We start from the raw sequence: 16,046 nt of genomic DNA, 5'->3' as shown, positions 1-16,046 counted from the left end.
GGTGATTTATTATAGGATGCGTATAGTACAAATTATACCAATAAAGTAGAAGTTTTATCTTGATTCAGTTTATAGATAATGAGATGAATGCACAAATGGAGTGGGTGTAAAAACACCAACTGAATCAAGATAAAAGCCCAAGCGGAGGTCACAGATTTTGAAGAGAAAGCTTTTTGAGCAACTCGCAAAAAATCTGGGCGCAATCAGTAGAAGGGCTATTTATGGCCAATATACTGCAAGCTGGGCATGATAGAAGAAAGAGTGGGATATATGGTAGATTCACAACAAGGCAAAGGCTATCGCGTACTATCGATGTTTGATCGATTGATGGATGGCCAAGGAATCAACAAGAAGCAAGAAGCATTGACACATCAGGTTGGTGAAAAAACCATACAACGGGATATCGATGAAATTCGTACGTATCTGGAAAAGGCTAAGCTAGATTACCATTTACAATATGTACGTACAGAAAAAGTGTATAAATTAATGCATACAAAAAACAATCGTTTATCTAAAGAACAGGTACTAGTCATCGTTAAAATACTGATTGCCTCAAAAGCTCTCGTAAATTCGGATATCGGTGAGATCGTTAATCAACTTCACTCACGTGTAGCAGACAATCAACTGTTATTAAATGAAAAAATTGTATATGAAGATATCCATCAAAACAAGTCATTATTGTCCTTGATATGGGGAATTTCAACAGCCATACAAAAGAGAAAGGTCATTACAATTGATTATTTACAGGAGGGTGAAGCGATTCCAACTGCAAAAATTTTAAAGCCGCTCGCTGTTATCTTTTCAACACATTATTTTTATTTAATAGGAGATAATCAAGAAACCCCAACTGTTTACAGAATGGATCGTATTCAGCATTTTCGTGAAATGACTATCCATTTTGAATTTCCATCTGTACATCCATTACAAGTAGAGGACACTAATGACCTTACTCATATCCGTCTTCTCTATAAAGGCCGTTCTCCTCAAATAGTCTACAGTCGTTTCCCAACAGCCCACCTAGTTTCACAAAACAATCATGAATATGTTTTTGAGGCAGAAGTGTTAGAATATGGCGTGAAAGAGTGGTTGTTAAGTCAAGGAGCCGATATGGAGGTATTAGAGCCAATTGAACTGAGAGAAGAGATCATTGAGACCTTACAAGCTATGCAGCAAAATTATCGTTACATATAAAAACCCGTGCGTACATGCACGGGTTTTTACGTTTACTGAAACAATTGTTTGATAAATGTCGTATCGATATCCTTAGTGAGCTTATAATCTTTCATGTAATTTTCCTCATATAAATACACGAATAAATGCTGGTCATCATCTAAACGCAAGCCAATTTCCCTGTTGTCATTAATTGAGAGTGTTAGCCAGTATGCTTCATGAGCATCAGAATTCGAAAACCACACCTTTTTTAAAGGTAGGTCCTTGAATGGCTGCATAATTTGATTGATTTCTGCTGCGTCAGTAATCGTTACTGTTTTTTCATCTGAGGAACGAATAATTTCAATCTCATGAATTTCCTCCATTTCGAGACGTTCTGTTACCTCTGTTGTAAAATCAGTGTCTCGTGTTAACAGCATTGTCGAGATATACAGAATAAGTAGTGGTAGTAAAATGCCTAGAAGTAGTTTGTATCTTTTTTTCATGCTTGTCTCCTTAAATTCTAAAAATTCACACATATGTATTCTTTTCCACGCTATAATTGAGCATATACTGAAATGATGAAGGAAGGCAATTAAATGACACATAATCATGAAGAAAAAGAACTATTTTACCCAAGTGGAATCATCATGTATCGAGGTGGCGTCAAGAAGAATGATTTCGGTCACGATATATATGACGGCAAAGGCTCGCTATTTGATCAAGAGGGAGAATTATTATTCGAGGGTGAATTCGTCAATCATATGAAGCAAGGCAATGGCATTATGTATTTGAAAGGACAACTCATTTATCAGGGTGAATTCATACAAAATAAAAAACAGGGTCATGGCATTTTATATAAGGATGGTCATATCCATTATGAAGGTCATTTTCGCAATGATTTAATGGATGGCTATGGTGTTTTATATTATGAAGAAGAAGTAATTCGCCCTTATCAAACACTACGAGCACAGTATCCACATTTAAATCAACCGCAGTATGAGGGTGACTTTGTCCATGGCATGAAAAAGGGAAAAGGCAAGCAATACTATCCAAATGGATTTTTACAATATGAGGGTGATTTTATTTGGCATCATATGCAAGGGGCTGGGAAGCTATATTACCCTACGGAATCACCAACAGCTGAGGAGCTTGCACGTGGTGTAACTAATCTCCACTATGAAGGTCATTTCTTTGAGGACCTAAAGCATGGTAAAGGCAAAGTATATTCTAGGGATGGAATTTTAGAAGCGGAAGGGCAATTTAAAGAGGATATGATGACAGGGCAAGGAACGCTCTATTATGCCAATGGGCAAGCTTCCTATATTGGTGACCTTGTTCAAGGCAAAAAACATGGACGAGGCGATTATTATAATGAAGAAGGCAAAATTATCTATAGTGGTGAATTTATTAACGATGAGCGGTTACGCATTACACCTGAAGTCGAGCAAGAGATTGCCAAGCTACAAAAACAATTAGATAGTCTTGTAGGTCTTCCGAATGCAAAGAAGGAATTACATAATTTAATAAACTTTATTAAAATTCAAAGTCTGCGTGTGGATCATGGTTTAACAAGCTTTCCTATTACGTATCATCTTGTCTTCTCGGGCAATCCAGGCACAGGTAAAACAACAGTGGCACGCATTATTGGCCAAATCTACAAGCATCTTGGCGTCCTTTCAAGTGGGCATTTTGTGGAAACAGATCGTGCAGGTTTAGTCGCTGGCTATGTTGGACAAACAGCGTTAAAGGTTCAGGAAGTCGTTAACAAAGCAAAGGGCGGGGTACTTTTTATTGATGAAGCCTATTCATTAATAAATGATAAACAGGATGCATTTGGGAAGGAAGCTATTGATAGTTTATTAAAGGCAATGGAGGATCTACGTGATGACTTGGTAATTATTGTTGCGGGCTATACAGAGCTAATAGAAGATTTTTTACAATCTAATCCAGGCTTTAAATCTCGCTTTAATCATTTTGTACAATTTGATAATTTTAGCACGGATGAACTCTATGATATTTTTGCGATGCTTTGTCAAACGAACGATTATCAATTTGGCGAAGCATTTGCCCAACATATGAAAACACAGCTACGTCATATGCCAATTGAAACTATCCCTAATTTCTCGAATGGTCGCTATATTCGAAACTTGTTTGAGAAACTAGTGACTATCCAATCAAACCGATTGATTCAACAGGCAACAATCTCGAGAGAAGAACTCATGACATTTGAGGAGCAGGATATTTTACAGGGCATTGCAGAAAAGTTGTTTGACAATACTTTTTAAGACAAGGAGTAAATTCATGAAAAAGCTATTAGTGTTTATTTTAGTGTGTGCATGTATTTTACCACGACTAGTAACAGTTCATGTTACAGTGAATAATCATATTAATGTACGCCATAAAAACGATAAAAGTTGATGAGTGATGTATAAAGTGGTAATATAAGACAAAACATACGCTAACGTATTTTTTGGAGGGCAATTATGCAAGTAACGAAAGAGGATTGGATTAGAGCGGGTCTAGAGCAATTAGCAGAAGCGGGGATTCATAAAGTACGTATTGAAGCACTTGCTCGATCATTAAACATTAGTAAAGGTAGCTTTTATCATTATTTTCCTGATCGTCAACAACTATTAGATGCCATGCTAGACTATTGGGAAAACCACGCAACAAAGGCCATTATTCAAAATATGGAGCAAGTTGATGCTAATCTAGAGCAGCTTTTACGGATAAGTTTTCACAAAAATAAAAAGATGGAGATAGGCATTTATGCTTGGGCCAAATATGATTCAGATGTCGCAAAGCGTATCGTTCAAATAGAGGAGCAGCGAATAGCCTGTGTGGCGACACTCTATCAAAAAAGTGGTATCAGCATAGACGAATCCACTGATCGTGCAAGATTAGCTTATTTAACCTATATAGGCTGGATGACACGATTTGAAGCCAATCCTCATTTCGATCTCGAAAAAATGATTAAGCTGTTAATACAGTAAGAAGGTCTCTCGGAGCTAACATGGGCTTTGAGGGACTATATTTAACGCCAGAACATACGGTAGCGTATGTAAATGAAGAGGAGGTAGAACATGTTTATTTTATCAATTGTCGCAGTGGGACTATTAGGGCTCATTAGTATCCTACATATTTATTGGGCCTTTGGTGGTCGATGGGGTACAGAAGCTGTTATTCCTATGAAAGAAGGCAGCCAACAAGCTGTTTTTACGCCGAGAAAATGTGGAACGCTCTTTGTTGCAATGCTGTTGATGCTAGCAAGTGGTATCATCCTTGTTCAAGGAGGCTTCATGCCATTTTTTCAAGCCTCTATTTTTTCAAAAGTAGGAAGTATCGTTTGTGCGCTAGTATTTTTGCTACGAGCAATTGGTGATTTTAAGTATGTTGGTATTTTTAAAACGATTAAGCATTCCACATTTGCTCAAAATGATTCAAAATGGTATAGTCCTTTATGCTTGTTTCTTAGCTTTGTTTATGTGCTGGTGTTAGTTTAACAGCAATTTTACTTTAATAAGGGGAGCAGAATGGGGGATATAAAATGGAGCAAATGATCTACTTACTTCGCCATGGTGAGACAAATTATAATACACAAGGGAGATATCAAGGACAGCTTGATTCACCACTCACTGAGCGTGGTCGGGAGCAGGTTCAGCAAAATGCACGCATGCTGAAATCACTCATTGGCGATGCAGATGAATGGACCATCCTATCAAGTCCAATGGGAAGAGCCATGCAAAGCACAGCCATACTTTGTGAAACACTGGGCTATGACAGCAACAAGGTGAGGCAGGATCCACGTTTAACAGAGGTTGCTGTGGGACAATGGGCTGGATTAACCATGGCGGAAATACAGCAACAATGGCCTGCCTTGTTAACGAACACAGATGCCTTCAATTGGTATTTTCGTGCACCAGATGGGGAAACCTATGAAGCTGTTGTAAGCAGATTAACTGCTTTGCTTGAAACGATTCAACCACTTTCAAAAGTGATTATTGTCTCGCATGGCTTAACTGGTCGTATTTTACGCGGCGTCTATGCAAGTCTAAGCAAAGAAGAGACGCTCAAGTTAGAGGTTTCTCAAGATGTAATGTTCAAATTAAAAAATAAAGAGATTACAAGAATTAGTTCAAATTTCGATGATGATTTTTACCTGTGAAAATATTTGAGCGCATCCCATTTTTCTCAAGGAATATTCAGAAATGCCGCCTCTTATAATGTGTAGGAGGCGTTTTTTATGAAAAAATGGATGTTAGTAGTCTGTATTTGTATCATGGTTTTCTTATTTTATTATACAAGCAAAACATATGAATTCACGCATCTAGAACTGCCATCATTACATAGTCAAAATGCTTTGTTACTCAATGAACAGGGCGATGTATTATACGAAAAAAATGCGGATGCTATTATTTATCCTGCATCTTTAACAAAGATCATGACAGCCATTGTTGCCATAGAGATGACAGATAATTTACAAACACAAACCATTGTAGAGCCTCAAACGATTGCGAACTATACGGCACAAAATGCTTCGATGGCAGGCTTTCAAGCAGGAGATTTTGTCACGATGGAGGATTTATTGTATGGTACACTCCTTGCCTCAGGTGCCGATGCAACAGGAACACTTGCAGATGCTGTCGCTGGCAGTGAGGACAAATTTGTCACGTTGATGAATAACAAGGCGCAAGAATTAGGCATGCATGACACACATTTTGTTAATACCAGTGGCCTACATGATGAGGCACATGTATCCACCGTGCGGGATATCAGCAAGCTTCTGCGATATGCATTGGAAAATCCTACCTTTTATCAAATATTTACCTCAAAAAACTACACAACCTATGTTCCCAATCAATTAATCATCACAAACTCATTATTTACAAAATTACCGGGTCTAGACAGTCCGATAATAGGTGGAAAAACAGGCTATACCCCAGAAGCAGGACTGTGTCTGGCGACCATAATCGAGAAAGAAGGGAAATCTTTTTTATTCATTACAACCAATGCTCCTAGCTATATATGGAACCCACCCCCACATATTGAAGATGCCCTAACGGCCTTCGAAGCTTTATAGCAGGAAAAATAATGAAAAAACCTCAACTTTTTCATGGTTCCTAACGTCTTAATAGAAAGGGGAATTATATAGCTGAGGTTCGGTGGTGGATAACCAGCTTTTTATAGGAACCATCAAATACGGGGAGAGCTGCTGCTAAAAGTGAGGGAGCAGTTCAAAAAGAGAGGGGAGCCATCTCCAAAAGGTGGCGAACCTGCTCAAAGAGGTGAGAGCCCTCTCCCAGTAAGGAGAAGGTCACTCACCTAAGTCCGTAGGCCATTTAGCAGCATGAGAAAAAGGAGCTAACAAAAAATCTACAAAATAAGCCACCATCATTTAATTATCATAACCTATGCATAGTTTCTCAGTAAAAAGGGAAGGAGGAATGTATAAGTATTTACTAAAATATGAATTTTAGCAGCATCGTAAAAGGGAATCTAGTTGATTATTACTATTTTATGGCAGGGTTGTTTACTCTATAATAAAAGTTAAATCTTAGCAATTTTTTAGCAAACAGACATGGAAGACATCTAAGGGCGGTGTAGAACAATGAAAAAATTTTTACCCTTTGCCATCGTTTTGACGTTTATGATGTGCATCTTGGCAGGGCAACTTTCAGTAAATGCTGAAGGGTCAGTGGTGATTCACAAGGTAGTCAAAGATACGGTTATTTTTGAAGAAGCTTCTACGAATAGTGCGGAGATCGGGGAACTTTCGAAAGGTAGCTTTGTTTCAGTAACAAAAGTAAGTAAAGGTTGGACACATATTCAAACGCCAGAGCAGGAGGGCTATGTCACATCTGATGCTTTAGTCAAGTTGAAGTCTGAGGGATACCTAGTGATTCAAAAGGGCGGTACAACATTATTTACAGCCCCAAGTCAACATGCCCAGCATGTAGGACAGCTCTATGAAGGACGAATAATTTATGTATATGGCACAGCACCTGGTGGTTGGTCTTTCGTTCAATATGGCGAGGAGATAGGATATGTAGCGACAAACGCATTAAAAAAACCAGCTCCAACGAAGAAAAAAATTAATGCTGTTGCTGGTGCTGAATTACGTTTAACAGCTAGTCCAGACGGAGAAGTTCTTGGTACACTTCCCAATAAAACAAATGTCCAGTATTACATAACACTTGCTGGTTGGGCTTATGTAGAAGCAGGCGACCAAAAAGGGTATGTCAAAGCTTCTGAGCTAGCCGATATTCAGTTAATAGATAATAAACTTTATAATAAAGGTGTGCCAGTAGCGAAAGGCGCAAAAAAACGGGTAGCCTTAACATTTGATGATGGGCCAGATGCTAAGGTGACACCACAAATTTTGGCAACGTTAAAGAAATACGATGCCAAGGCTACATTCTTTATGGTAGGTAAAAATGTGTCAAGAAATGCTGCAATCGTTAAACAAGTCTATGAAGCAGGGCATGAAATCGGAAACCATACCTTGAGCCATAAAAAATTAACGACCTTATCAATAGCAGGCGTTAAACAAGAAGTCAATGGCACAAGTAATGCTATTTATGCAGCCATCGGGCAGTATCCAACTGTTTTCCGACCACCCTATGGGGCGACCAATGACCAAGTACGTTCTGTCATGACAATCCCCTCGATTTTGTGGTCGATTGATACACTGGATTGGAAACATCATAATCCAGATAAAATTTTAGCGTATGTCAAAGCCTCTGTAAAAGATGGGAGTATTATTCTAATGCACGATATCCATCAAACGACAGCCAATGGTTTAGAAAATGTTATTCTTTATTTACAAAAACAAGGCTATGAATTTGTTACAGTAAGTGAGATATTACAATAATAGAAAAGCTTTGCAATCGTCTACTCAGAACGAATGCAAAGCTCTTTTTTATTTAAATAAATTGATAGTCGTAATAATAATAGGAATCCCAAATACGTCAATTAAAAATGCGCCGACAATCGGTACGACAAGAAAGGCTTTTTTAGAAGGACCGAAGCGTTGCACAACGGCTGACATATTGGCCATGGCATTTGGTGTTGCGCCTAGACCATGTCCTGCAAAACCTGCTACCATAACAGCAGCATCGTAGTTTTTGCCAAGTAATTTAAATAACACAAAAATACTAAATACAACAATAAAGAATACTTGCGCAAAAACAATGATGAATAATGGTAGTGCCAAATCAGCAATTTCCCATAATTTAATACTCATGAGAGCCATGGAAAGGAATACACCTAATGTGACATCTCCAATTAATGAGATGCTTTTCATATTAATGGCTTCAGGTTTGAATTTATCCATAATATTGCGTACTAATACAGCCACAAACATTGCTCCTACATAGCCAGGTAGAACGAAACCTGTTGCTTCTGAGAATAGTGTGCCGACGTACGTACCAACAGCCATACAGAAAGTAATTAATAAGACTTGTGTAAAGAACGAATCCGATGTAATTTGCTCATGTTTATTTTCATATTGGACTTCTTCCGATTCTTGTTCATCTGGTGTTAAATTATATTTACCTACTAAATATTTGACAATTGGACCACCAATTAAGCCACCAGCAACTAGACCACATGTTGCGGCAGCAGCACCAATTGTCATAGCTGAAGAAATCCCTAAATCTTCTAAGGTTTGGCCAAATGCAGCTGCAGCGCCATGACCACCCTCCATAGAAACGGCACCCGCCATCATACCGATTAAAGGATGGATCCCCATAAGTGAGGCCAGAGATACCCCAATGACATTTTGCATTAACGCTAGGAAGCCACATGCTAGCCAGTAGATAATCAGTAATTTACCACCGAGCTTTACAAGTTTAAAGCTTGCACCTAAGCCAATTGTCGTAAAGAAAGTAATCATAAATAAGCTTTGTAAAGAAGTATCAAGTGATATTTCTAAAATACCCGTTGTTTTTAAGATAGTGGCAAGAGCAGCGAACAATAAACCACCAACCACTGGTGCTGGGATACAGAAACGCTTTAAAAAGCCTATTTTATTGATAAGAAAGCTTCCTAATGCAAAGAGTGCAACAGCTAGGAATACCGTTGTAATTTGATTAATTTCGATCATGAACCTTGCCCCCTAAGTAAGTTGTTCAGTGCCTCATATACAAAATAGGCACCTAATTTCACTGTACGTCCGTTTTCATCTAATAACGGATTGACCTCACAAATATCAAATGAATGGGTGTGAGGGTGTGAAGTGACTTGTTGCAAAATGGAGCGCACAGTCGATGGGTCAAGCCCAAACGGTGATGGAGCACTTACACCTGGAGCAAATGCTGCATTCAATACATCCATACATAATGTTAAAAGAATATAATCATGCTTATCCATAAAATGTTGTAATGCATCCGTTAATTGTTGTTGGTAGGCTACCGTCATTTGATCCTCATAAACATACTTCACGTTTAATTCATCAGCTTTTTCGAAAAGTTCTCTTGTATTGCCGTAGCGTTGAATACCAACAACAAAATAGTCAGCGTGTGGATCCTGCTCTAAAATTTGACGGAACATCGTACCTGACGAAGGTTGTTCATCATATGGTCGTAAATCAAAGTGAGCATCTATATTGATGATGCCGATTTTAGCTTCCTTTGGTAGAGCAGAACGAACGCCTAAATAATGGCCATACAGCGTTTCATGCCCGCCACCTAGCACCACACATGATATGTTTTTTTGTAGTACTGTTGCTACGACTTCACCAAGCTCACGTTGCGCCTCCTCTAAAGCATGGTTTAGACAAACGATATTGCCAACATCAATAATTTGCTGATCGTCCTCAAATGTCCACGGTAAGCTGGCTAAGCCTTCTCGTAGGGCGTTTGGACCATTTGCTGCCCCTACACGGCCTTGATTTCGACGTACCCCTTCATCGCAGATAAAGCCAACGAGAGCAGCACTTTTCTTATCTGAAGCGCTTACATCATTAATCGCAACTCTTTTTACTTGTTGATGTAAACGAAAGCTGCTTGTATTTGTCGTTGAATCTATTCGGCCTTTCCATTGTTTTTGATCGGTCATTGTGTACATAAACTTATCAACCCCATTGTGAATATTATTGTAGAAAAAGTATTGTTGTAATTCATTATATATTCACATAATTATAATTACTAATATATAATTAATATTAATCTATAGCTTTTAACTATAAATCTGGGAGGTATCTATAGGTGGACATTAAACAATTACACTATTTTATCGCTGTTTCAGAACAGATGAATTTCTCAAAAGCCGCAGAAAGACTGCATATTTCGCAGCCTTCCTTAAGTAATGCGATCAAAAAATTAGAACAAGAGATTGGCTCCCCTTTATTAGAGAGAAATACTAGAAATCTGCAATTAACAGAAGCTGGAGAGTTACTTTTTGAACGAGCAAAAGTTATTGTAAAAAATATGGAAGTGCTAAAAATCGAAATGGATGAAGTAATTGTTCATGGCACGAGAGACATCACCATTGGTGTCATGGAATCTATTAAGCATTGGCTGCCAAAGGTAATCGCCAACTATAAAAAAGACTATCCTCACATGAAAATTCACTTAGTCGATATTTTAGGAAGTAAGCGGGTGAAAAAATCCTTGAAAAGCTATAAAACTCATTTAATCATCACCAATCAGCTAATGGATGATCCAGAGTTGGAAGTTCAAACTTTATATGAAGAACGGTTGGTCGCAGTATTACCTCTACATCATCCGTTAGCCCAAAAGGATACTTTAACCATCTCAGATATTTGTGAAGAACCATTTATTATTAGTACCGAGGGCTTTCAAACAAGACGAGATATCTTAACGTCATTTGAACAGGCTGGTAAAAACATCAATATTCAATTTGAAATTGAGCGTTTTGAAACCGCTGTATCGCTTGTACGAGAACATTTAGGAGTGACCATATTACCTGAAAATTACTTGCAAGGACCGACTGCTAAAACGATTGTAAAAAAGGAAATAGAGGGTCTGAATTTAAGTCGCAATGTCTATCTAGTGTACTTAAAAAACCGTCATTTACCATTAGCCATCCGACAATTACTGAAGGATATAGTACAGTTTTTTGAAAATAAATGATGTAAGTCCATAGTGATGAATTTTCTCTTTTATTAGAAAATTCAAAAATAGAACATTGCTTTACTAGAAAAATAGCGGTAACATTTATTGTAAGAATGAAAATGAACATTCATTCATTTTGCGAAGTTCAAGCAAAGGGGGTATCTTTTAATGAATTTTTCCTATAGTGAAAAAGTTGAGAAGTTACAGGACAAGCTGAAGAATTTTATGGCGCAATACATTTATCCAAATGAGGCCGTTTATGCTGCACAGGTTGAGGCAATGGAGGATCGTTGGGGAGCGATTCCACCGATTATGGAGGAGCTGAAACAGAAGGCGCAACAGGCAGGTTTGTGGAATTTATTTTTACCAGATAGTGAATATGGGGCAGGCTTAACCAACTTAGAATATGCACCTTTATGTGAAATCATGGGCCGTTCACTTCTGGCCCCCGAGGTATTTAACTGTAATGCACCTGACACAGGCAATATGGAAGTACTTGTACGCTATGGAACGGCACAGCAAAAAAAACAGTGGCTAGAACCATTATTACGAGGTGAAATACGGTCCTGCTTTGCGATGACGGAGCCAGCCGTTGCATCCAGTGATGCTACAAATATTGAGGCAAGCATTGAACGCGATGGAGATGAATACATTTTAAATGGCCATAAATGGTGGACAACTGGTGCTGGGGATCCTCGCTGTAGGGTGGCTATTTTTATGGGCAAGCATAAAGATACAACGGCTCCTATCCATGAGCAGCAGTCTATGATTCTTGTACCGATGGATACACCAGGAGTAAAAGTGGAGCGTATGCTAACGGCTTTTGGCTACGACCATGCGCCAGAAGGACATGGTGAGGTTACATTTACCAATGTGCGTGTACCGGTGGAAAATATTTTATGGGGTGAAGGTAAAGGCTTTGCCATTGCGCAAGGCAGACTAGGACCAGGTAGAATTCATCATTGTATGCGTCTTATTGGTGCCGCAGAGCGTGCATTAGAGGAAATGTGTGTGCGTGTACAAGCGCGACAGGCATTTCATCGACCACTAGCAGATCAAGGGGTAATGCGGGAGCGCATTGCAGAATCTCGGATGGATATTGAGCAAGCAAGACTTTTAACATTGAAGGCTGCTTATATGATGGACACAGTAGGCAACAAAGAGGCAAAAGCTGAAATTGCTATGATTAAGGTAGTTGCTCCAAATATGGCACTCAGAGTCATTGATCGAGCTATCCAAGCATTTGGTGCTGCTGGGGTAGGTCCCGATACTACGCTTGCTGCACAATGGGCTAATTCTCGTACATTACGTTTAGCGGATGGACCAGATGAGGTGCATCGTAATACCATTGCTAAACTAGAATTAAAAAAGCATGCCAACAAACAAGAGGAGCTGGTGAAATGACGGTCCTAGAGTTATTTAGCTTAAAAGGTAAAACAGCGATTGTGACAGGTGGAGGACGTGGACTCGGTGCGCAAATTGCTCAAGGATTTGCAGAGGCTGGAGCCAATGTGGTCTTATGCTCACGAAAGGTGGAGGCATGTGAGGAGGTTGCAGCAGGACTCGAAAAGCTTGGTGTTCAAGCATTAGCTCTAGCCTGTGATGTCACAAAGCCTGAGGATATTGCCAATGTGGTAGCTCAAACGATTACAACATTTGGTAGAATTGATATTTTAGTCAATAACAGTGGCGCATCATGGGGAACACCTGCCATTGATATGCCTTACGAAGCCTGGCAAAAAGTATTTGATGTCAATGTCAACGGGACATTTTTATTCAGCCAAGCCGTTGGCAAAATTATGCTAGAGCAGAAAAGCGGCAAAATCATTAATATTGCTTCTATTGCTGGACTAGGTGGGACGCTACCAGCCTTTATGGATACGATTGCCTATAACGCGAGTAAAGGGGCTGTCATTACTTTAACGAAGGATTTAGCCGTCAAATGGGGGCCACATGGAGTCAATGTCAACGCTATTGCACCAGGTTTTTTCCCTACGAAAATGTCCAATGTCTTAATCGAACGTGGACAAGACTATTTGATGGGTGTTACACCATTGAAACGCTTAGGCTCCGAAAATGATTTGAAGGGCGTAGCTTTATTTTTAGCAGCACCAGCTTCGGACTATGTAACAGGGGATGTCATTGTAGTAGATGGGGGCATGAGCTCCATTATTTAAGGAGGGAAATAGAATGGATACGATGCAAGTAAGGTCAAGTGAACGTTTGGATGTTGATAAACTACATGCCTTTTTAGAGAGTTATTTCACTGAGCTTCCACAGGGGAAGCTTGAAATAGCACAATTTAGTGCAGGGCATTCCAATTTGACGTATTGTTTAAAAATAGCTGATTTTGAAGCTGTTCTACGTCGTCCTCCGCTTGGACCAGTTGCCAAAAAAGCGCATGATATGAAGCGGGAATTTACGATTTTATCGGCACTGCATCCATTTTTACCATCGGTTCCAAAACCATATGTCTATGTAGAGGATCGAGACATTATCGGTAGTGATTTCTTTTTAATGGAGCGCAAAAAAGGAATCGTCCTTGATACACATTTTCCAAAAGGCACAGAACCAACAGAGGAGCTAGCACGTCAATTGTCCGAACTGATGGTTGATTCTTTAGTTGCATTACATGCTATTCCTTATCAGGACACTCCGTTAAAGGATATCGTGAAGCCTGACGGATTTCTTGAAAGACAAGTGTATGGCTGGATTGAGCGTTATGAAAATGCGAAAACAGCAGAACATGCAGAAGTAGCGATGTTAACAGATTGGTTAAAAAACAATCTTCCGTCCAATCATGAGGCAACCATTATTCATTACGATTATAAATTGAATAATGCAATGTTCTCCGAGGACTATACCGAAATGATTGGCCTTTTTGATTGGGAGATGGCAACAGTAGGGGACCCACTTGCTGATGTTGGTGTAGCAATGAGTTATTGGATGCAAGCGGATGACCCGAAAATGCTATTATATGCACTTGGTGAACCACCAGTAACTGTATTACCAGGCTTTTATACCCGACAGCAATTTATTGATCGTTATGCAGAGAAAAGTGGGCGAGATGTGTCAGCTATTCATTATTACTGTACATTTGCTTATTTTAAATTAGCCGTTATTTGTCAGCAAATCTATTATCGCTATGTTCAAGGACAAACGCAGGATGATCGCTTTGCTCAGATGGATAAAATGGTCGCTGCCCTCATACAACAAGCTTCTCAATCAATATGATTTTATGGAAAAACGGTTACTTTTAATAAAGTAGCTGTTTTTATAGCCCATTATAACAGATTATCCGACATTAATTTATATAATTATTTATACTAACTCGCACAAAATTTACTCAAAAAACATAATAAATCACGTACAAGAAATTAAAAGAGGAGGGAACGTTCGTTCTTTTAGGTGGGAGTGTTAATCAATAACTATTTATTGTTTTTCGATAAAAAATAATTGACTTGCAATAAAAATAACGCTATCATCAATTACAACAAGGATTTAACAAATGGAGGAAGAAATAATGGGGAAATATTTACTTGCCACAATTCCGATGATCATGGGGATCGTATGTTTATTTATAAAAGGCCTTATAGGAGATGAGATACTAGCAGATGGTACGATAGTGGAGAAAAACTTCTTTTTAATTCCATTGAGCTATTTATTTTTCTTTAGCGGTATACTTACATTCTTGATTGTGGCGTTATCTTCTACATTCAAAAAGCAAACTTCCATATAATAATGCTAAAAACAGGCTCTAAATAGGGCCTGTTTTTTATAACCATGTTTGATCTAGCTTATCACTGTAGTAGTGAATAGCTTTTTTATAATCTTGAATGCCTTGATGATTGGCTGTGCGTAATATCGTGTTCAATAATGTTTCCATTGATTTTGCATGTTCGCCAAGATTATAGAGTGTCATGGCATAGAAGACCTTGATATGCTCAGCCTTGGGGAACTCTTGAATGGCTTGTTCAAAGATCCGTTTTGCTTGCTCGTATTGCCCTATAGTACGATAGGTGCTCCCTAAACCGAGATAGGCATCCACTAAAACTTCTGGTTCTAGCCCCAACTTTATCGCTTCTTCGTAGTGCGGAACAGCCTCTTTTTCCTGCCCTAAAGAATCAAATGTCCAAGCACATTGAAATTGATAATAAGCATTTTGAGGATGTTCCTTGACCAGTGCCACCATACATTGATTTGCTTCCTCAAGCTGTCCGTTTTTTCTTAATGTAAGTATGTGTTCTAATTGTTTGTCCATTATATTTAACCTCTTCTTTACTTAAGTAACTTACCATTCATAAAAACAATCTTCTATCAGCAACTCAAATGAATCAGCTATTCGCTTAATTTCTCCACAATCATGATCGCAAATAAAAACATGGCCTGATGGATCGATGAAAATGGGATTACCTCCACCATCCATTGAAATAACATAGCTCGTTTCTAAAACATTTGGAGATAGGAACTCTTTATATTGTTGACGAAAATCCAGTGTTAAATCGACAACGGTTTCGTTTCCAAGACTTGAGCCGTTAGAAAAAGCATGGATTGCTATACCTGCATATGCCCCACCAAACGTTTCAATGAACGCTACGTAGTCGCTGTGAAATTGTACATGAAGTTGTTGCTGTGCCTCTATGATTTCCCTTTGACTTGCAGGTTTACCCACTAACGTTTGATGCTTCTCATTAAATAAAAATAACCGCAAACGCTTTATTAGATCTTCCTTCATAGACATTCTCCTTTTATTCAGTATACACGATCCTTCATTGCTAGGAATCTGTGGGAATGATATTGTTAATGTAAATAATAACA

Annotated in this window: 17 protein-coding genes; 12 read left to right on the top strand and 5 right to left on the bottom strand. The window is 38.7% G+C overall.

Annotation, left to right across the window (positions count from 1 at the left end; all coding sequences use genetic code 11):
• Positions 1-270 precede the first annotated feature (270 nt).
• Positions 271-1,191 carry a helix-turn-helix transcriptional regulator gene (locus C7B89_RS05695; protein ID WP_244205581.1) on the top strand — a complete coding sequence of 307 codons (921 nt, stop codon included), beginning with the start codon at positions 271-273 and terminating at the stop codon, positions 1,189-1,191.
• A gap of 32 nt (positions 1,192-1,223) precedes the next feature.
• Here C7B89_RS05695 and C7B89_RS05690 read toward each other — a convergent pair whose 3' ends face one another.
• Positions 1,224-1,655 (bottom strand): hypothetical protein, encoded by a 432-nt coding sequence (locus C7B89_RS05690; RefSeq protein ID WP_054550389.1) that lies wholly within the window; start codon positions 1,653-1,655, stop codon positions 1,224-1,226.
• Positions 1,656-1,748: 93 nt separating this feature from the next.
• On the opposite strand from C7B89_RS05690, the gene C7B89_RS05685 reads away from it, so the two are divergent.
• The 6 genes from C7B89_RS05685 (at position 1,749) to C7B89_RS05660 (ending at position 8,023) form a co-directional block, all read left to right on the top strand.
• Positions 1,749-3,437, top strand: a complete 1,689-nt coding sequence (locus C7B89_RS05685; RefSeq protein WP_115673285.1) for an AAA family ATPase — start codon at positions 1,749-1,751, stop codon at positions 3,435-3,437.
• Positions 3,438-3,635: 198 nt separating this feature from the next.
• Positions 3,636-4,145 (top strand): TetR/AcrR family transcriptional regulator, encoded by a 510-nt coding sequence (locus C7B89_RS05680; RefSeq protein WP_115673284.1) that lies wholly within the window; start codon positions 3,636-3,638, stop codon positions 4,143-4,145.
• Between the two features lie 90 nt (positions 4,146-4,235).
• Positions 4,236-4,655, top strand: coding sequence for a DUF3995 domain-containing protein (locus C7B89_RS05675; protein ID WP_048392518.1), 420 nt, complete (start codon positions 4,236-4,238; stop codon positions 4,653-4,655).
• Positions 4,656-4,699: 44 nt separating this feature from the next.
• On the top strand, positions 4,700-5,317 hold the full coding sequence (locus C7B89_RS05670) for a histidine phosphatase family protein (protein WP_016993289.1): 618 nt from the start codon (positions 4,700-4,702) through the stop codon (positions 5,315-5,317).
• Positions 5,318-5,395: 78 nt separating this feature from the next.
• A complete protein-coding gene (locus C7B89_RS05665) occupies positions 5,396-6,232 on the top strand; it encodes a D-alanyl-D-alanine carboxypeptidase family protein (protein ID WP_115673283.1) in 837 nt (278 codons plus the stop codon).
• Between the two features lie 528 nt (positions 6,233-6,760).
• Positions 6,761-8,023, top strand: a complete 1,263-nt coding sequence (locus C7B89_RS05660; RefSeq protein WP_115673282.1) for a polysaccharide deacetylase family protein — start codon at positions 6,761-6,763, stop codon at positions 8,021-8,023.
• 48 nt (positions 8,024-8,071) lie between these two features.
• Here the strand turns inward: C7B89_RS05660 and gltS are convergent, their stop codons facing one another.
• A complete protein-coding gene (gene gltS, locus C7B89_RS05655; protein WP_016993292.1) occupies positions 8,072-9,256 on the bottom strand; it encodes a sodium/glutamate symporter in 1,185 nt (394 codons plus the stop codon).
• Positions 9,253-10,218: a formimidoylglutamase gene (gene hutG, locus C7B89_RS05650; RefSeq protein ID WP_054550383.1), complete on the bottom strand. Its 966-nt coding sequence runs from the start codon at positions 10,216-10,218 to the stop codon at positions 9,253-9,255. The genes gltS and hutG overlap by 4 nt, the downstream gene beginning before the upstream one ends.
• 140 nt (positions 10,219-10,358) lie before the next feature.
• On the opposite strand from hutG, the gene C7B89_RS05645 reads away from it, so the two are divergent.
• From C7B89_RS05645 to C7B89_RS05625, 5 genes are all read left to right on the top strand, one after another.
• Positions 10,359-11,246 carry a LysR family transcriptional regulator gene (locus C7B89_RS05645; RefSeq protein WP_048392528.1) on the top strand — a complete coding sequence of 296 codons (888 nt, stop codon included), beginning with the start codon at positions 10,359-10,361 and terminating at the stop codon, positions 11,244-11,246.
• A gap of 150 nt (positions 11,247-11,396) precedes the next feature.
• A complete protein-coding gene (locus C7B89_RS05640) occupies positions 11,397-12,632 on the top strand; it encodes an acyl-CoA dehydrogenase family protein (protein ID WP_054550382.1) in 1,236 nt (411 codons plus the stop codon).
• Complete coding sequence (locus C7B89_RS05635) at positions 12,629-13,405, top strand: SDR family oxidoreductase (RefSeq protein WP_048392531.1); 777 nt, start codon at positions 12,629-12,631, stop codon at positions 13,403-13,405. Before C7B89_RS05640 ends, C7B89_RS05635 begins: the two co-directional genes overlap by 4 nt.
• Positions 13,406-13,418: 13 nt before the next feature.
• Positions 13,419-14,462, top strand: coding sequence for a phosphotransferase family protein (locus C7B89_RS05630; RefSeq protein ID WP_115673281.1), 1,044 nt, complete (start codon positions 13,419-13,421; stop codon positions 14,460-14,462).
• A 289-nt stretch (positions 14,463-14,751) separates the two neighbouring features.
• The gene (locus C7B89_RS05625; RefSeq protein WP_244205579.1) at positions 14,752-14,967 is read left to right on the top strand and encodes a DUF3955 domain-containing protein; all 216 of its coding nucleotides are present in this window, start codon (positions 14,752-14,754) and stop codon (positions 14,965-14,967) included.
• 36 nt (positions 14,968-15,003) lie between these two features.
• Here C7B89_RS05625 and C7B89_RS05620 read toward each other — a convergent pair whose 3' ends face one another.
• Both C7B89_RS05620 and C7B89_RS05615 read right to left on the bottom strand, forming a co-directional pair.
• Positions 15,004-15,489, bottom strand: a complete 486-nt coding sequence (locus C7B89_RS05620) for a tetratricopeptide repeat protein (RefSeq protein WP_112118482.1) — start codon at positions 15,487-15,489, stop codon at positions 15,004-15,006.
• 30 nt (positions 15,490-15,519) lie between these two features.
• Positions 15,520-15,963 (bottom strand): SMI1/KNR4 family protein, encoded by a 444-nt coding sequence (locus C7B89_RS05615; RefSeq protein ID WP_054550378.1) that lies wholly within the window; start codon positions 15,961-15,963, stop codon positions 15,520-15,522.
• Between the last annotated feature and the right edge of the window lie 83 nt (positions 15,964-16,046).

This window comes from Lysinibacillus capsici (assembly GCF_003367505.1).
Lineage (GTDB): Bacteria > Bacillota > Bacilli > Bacillales_A > Planococcaceae > Lysinibacillus > Lysinibacillus capsici.
This window is presented reverse-complemented; position numbering and strand designations above follow the sequence as displayed.

Bases quoted from the DNA above. Each gene is read 5' to 3' on its own strand.
- C7B89_RS05695 (WP_244205581.1), top strand. From the start codon at position 271: ATGGTAGATTCACAACAAGGCAAAGGCTATCGCGTACTATCGATGTTT.
- C7B89_RS05690 (WP_054550389.1), bottom strand. From the start codon at position 1,655: ATGAAAAAAAGATACAAACTACTTCTAGGCATTTTACTACCACTACTT.
- C7B89_RS05685 (WP_115673285.1), top strand. From the start codon at position 1,749: ATGACACATAATCATGAAGAAAAAGAACTATTTTACCCAAGTGGAATC.
- C7B89_RS05680 (WP_115673284.1), top strand. From the start codon at position 3,636: ATGCAAGTAACGAAAGAGGATTGGATTAGAGCGGGTCTAGAGCAATTA.
- C7B89_RS05675 (WP_048392518.1), top strand. From the start codon at position 4,236: ATGTTTATTTTATCAATTGTCGCAGTGGGACTATTAGGGCTCATTAGT.
- C7B89_RS05670 (WP_016993289.1), top strand. From the start codon at position 4,700: ATGGAGCAAATGATCTACTTACTTCGCCATGGTGAGACAAATTATAAT.
- C7B89_RS05665 (WP_115673283.1), top strand. From the start codon at position 5,396: ATGAAAAAATGGATGTTAGTAGTCTGTATTTGTATCATGGTTTTCTTA.
- C7B89_RS05660 (WP_115673282.1), top strand. From the start codon at position 6,761: ATGAAAAAATTTTTACCCTTTGCCATCGTTTTGACGTTTATGATGTGC.
- gltS (WP_016993292.1), bottom strand. From the start codon at position 9,256: ATGATCGAAATTAATCAAATTACAACGGTATTCCTAGCTGTTGCACTC.
- hutG (WP_054550383.1), bottom strand. From the start codon at position 10,218: ATGTACACAATGACCGATCAAAAACAATGGAAAGGCCGAATAGATTCA.
- C7B89_RS05640 (WP_054550382.1), top strand. From the start codon at position 11,397: ATGAATTTTTCCTATAGTGAAAAAGTTGAGAAGTTACAGGACAAGCTG.
- C7B89_RS05635 (WP_048392531.1), top strand. From the start codon at position 12,629: ATGACGGTCCTAGAGTTATTTAGCTTAAAAGGTAAAACAGCGATTGTG.
- C7B89_RS05630 (WP_115673281.1), top strand. From the start codon at position 13,419: ATGGATACGATGCAAGTAAGGTCAAGTGAACGTTTGGATGTTGATAAA.
- C7B89_RS05625 (WP_244205579.1), top strand. From the start codon at position 14,752: ATGGGGAAATATTTACTTGCCACAATTCCGATGATCATGGGGATCGTA.
- C7B89_RS05620 (WP_112118482.1), bottom strand. From the start codon at position 15,489: ATGGACAAACAATTAGAACACATACTTACATTAAGAAAAAACGGACAG.
- C7B89_RS05615 (WP_054550378.1), bottom strand. From the start codon at position 15,963: ATGAAGGAAGATCTAATAAAGCGTTTGCGGTTATTTTTATTTAATGAG.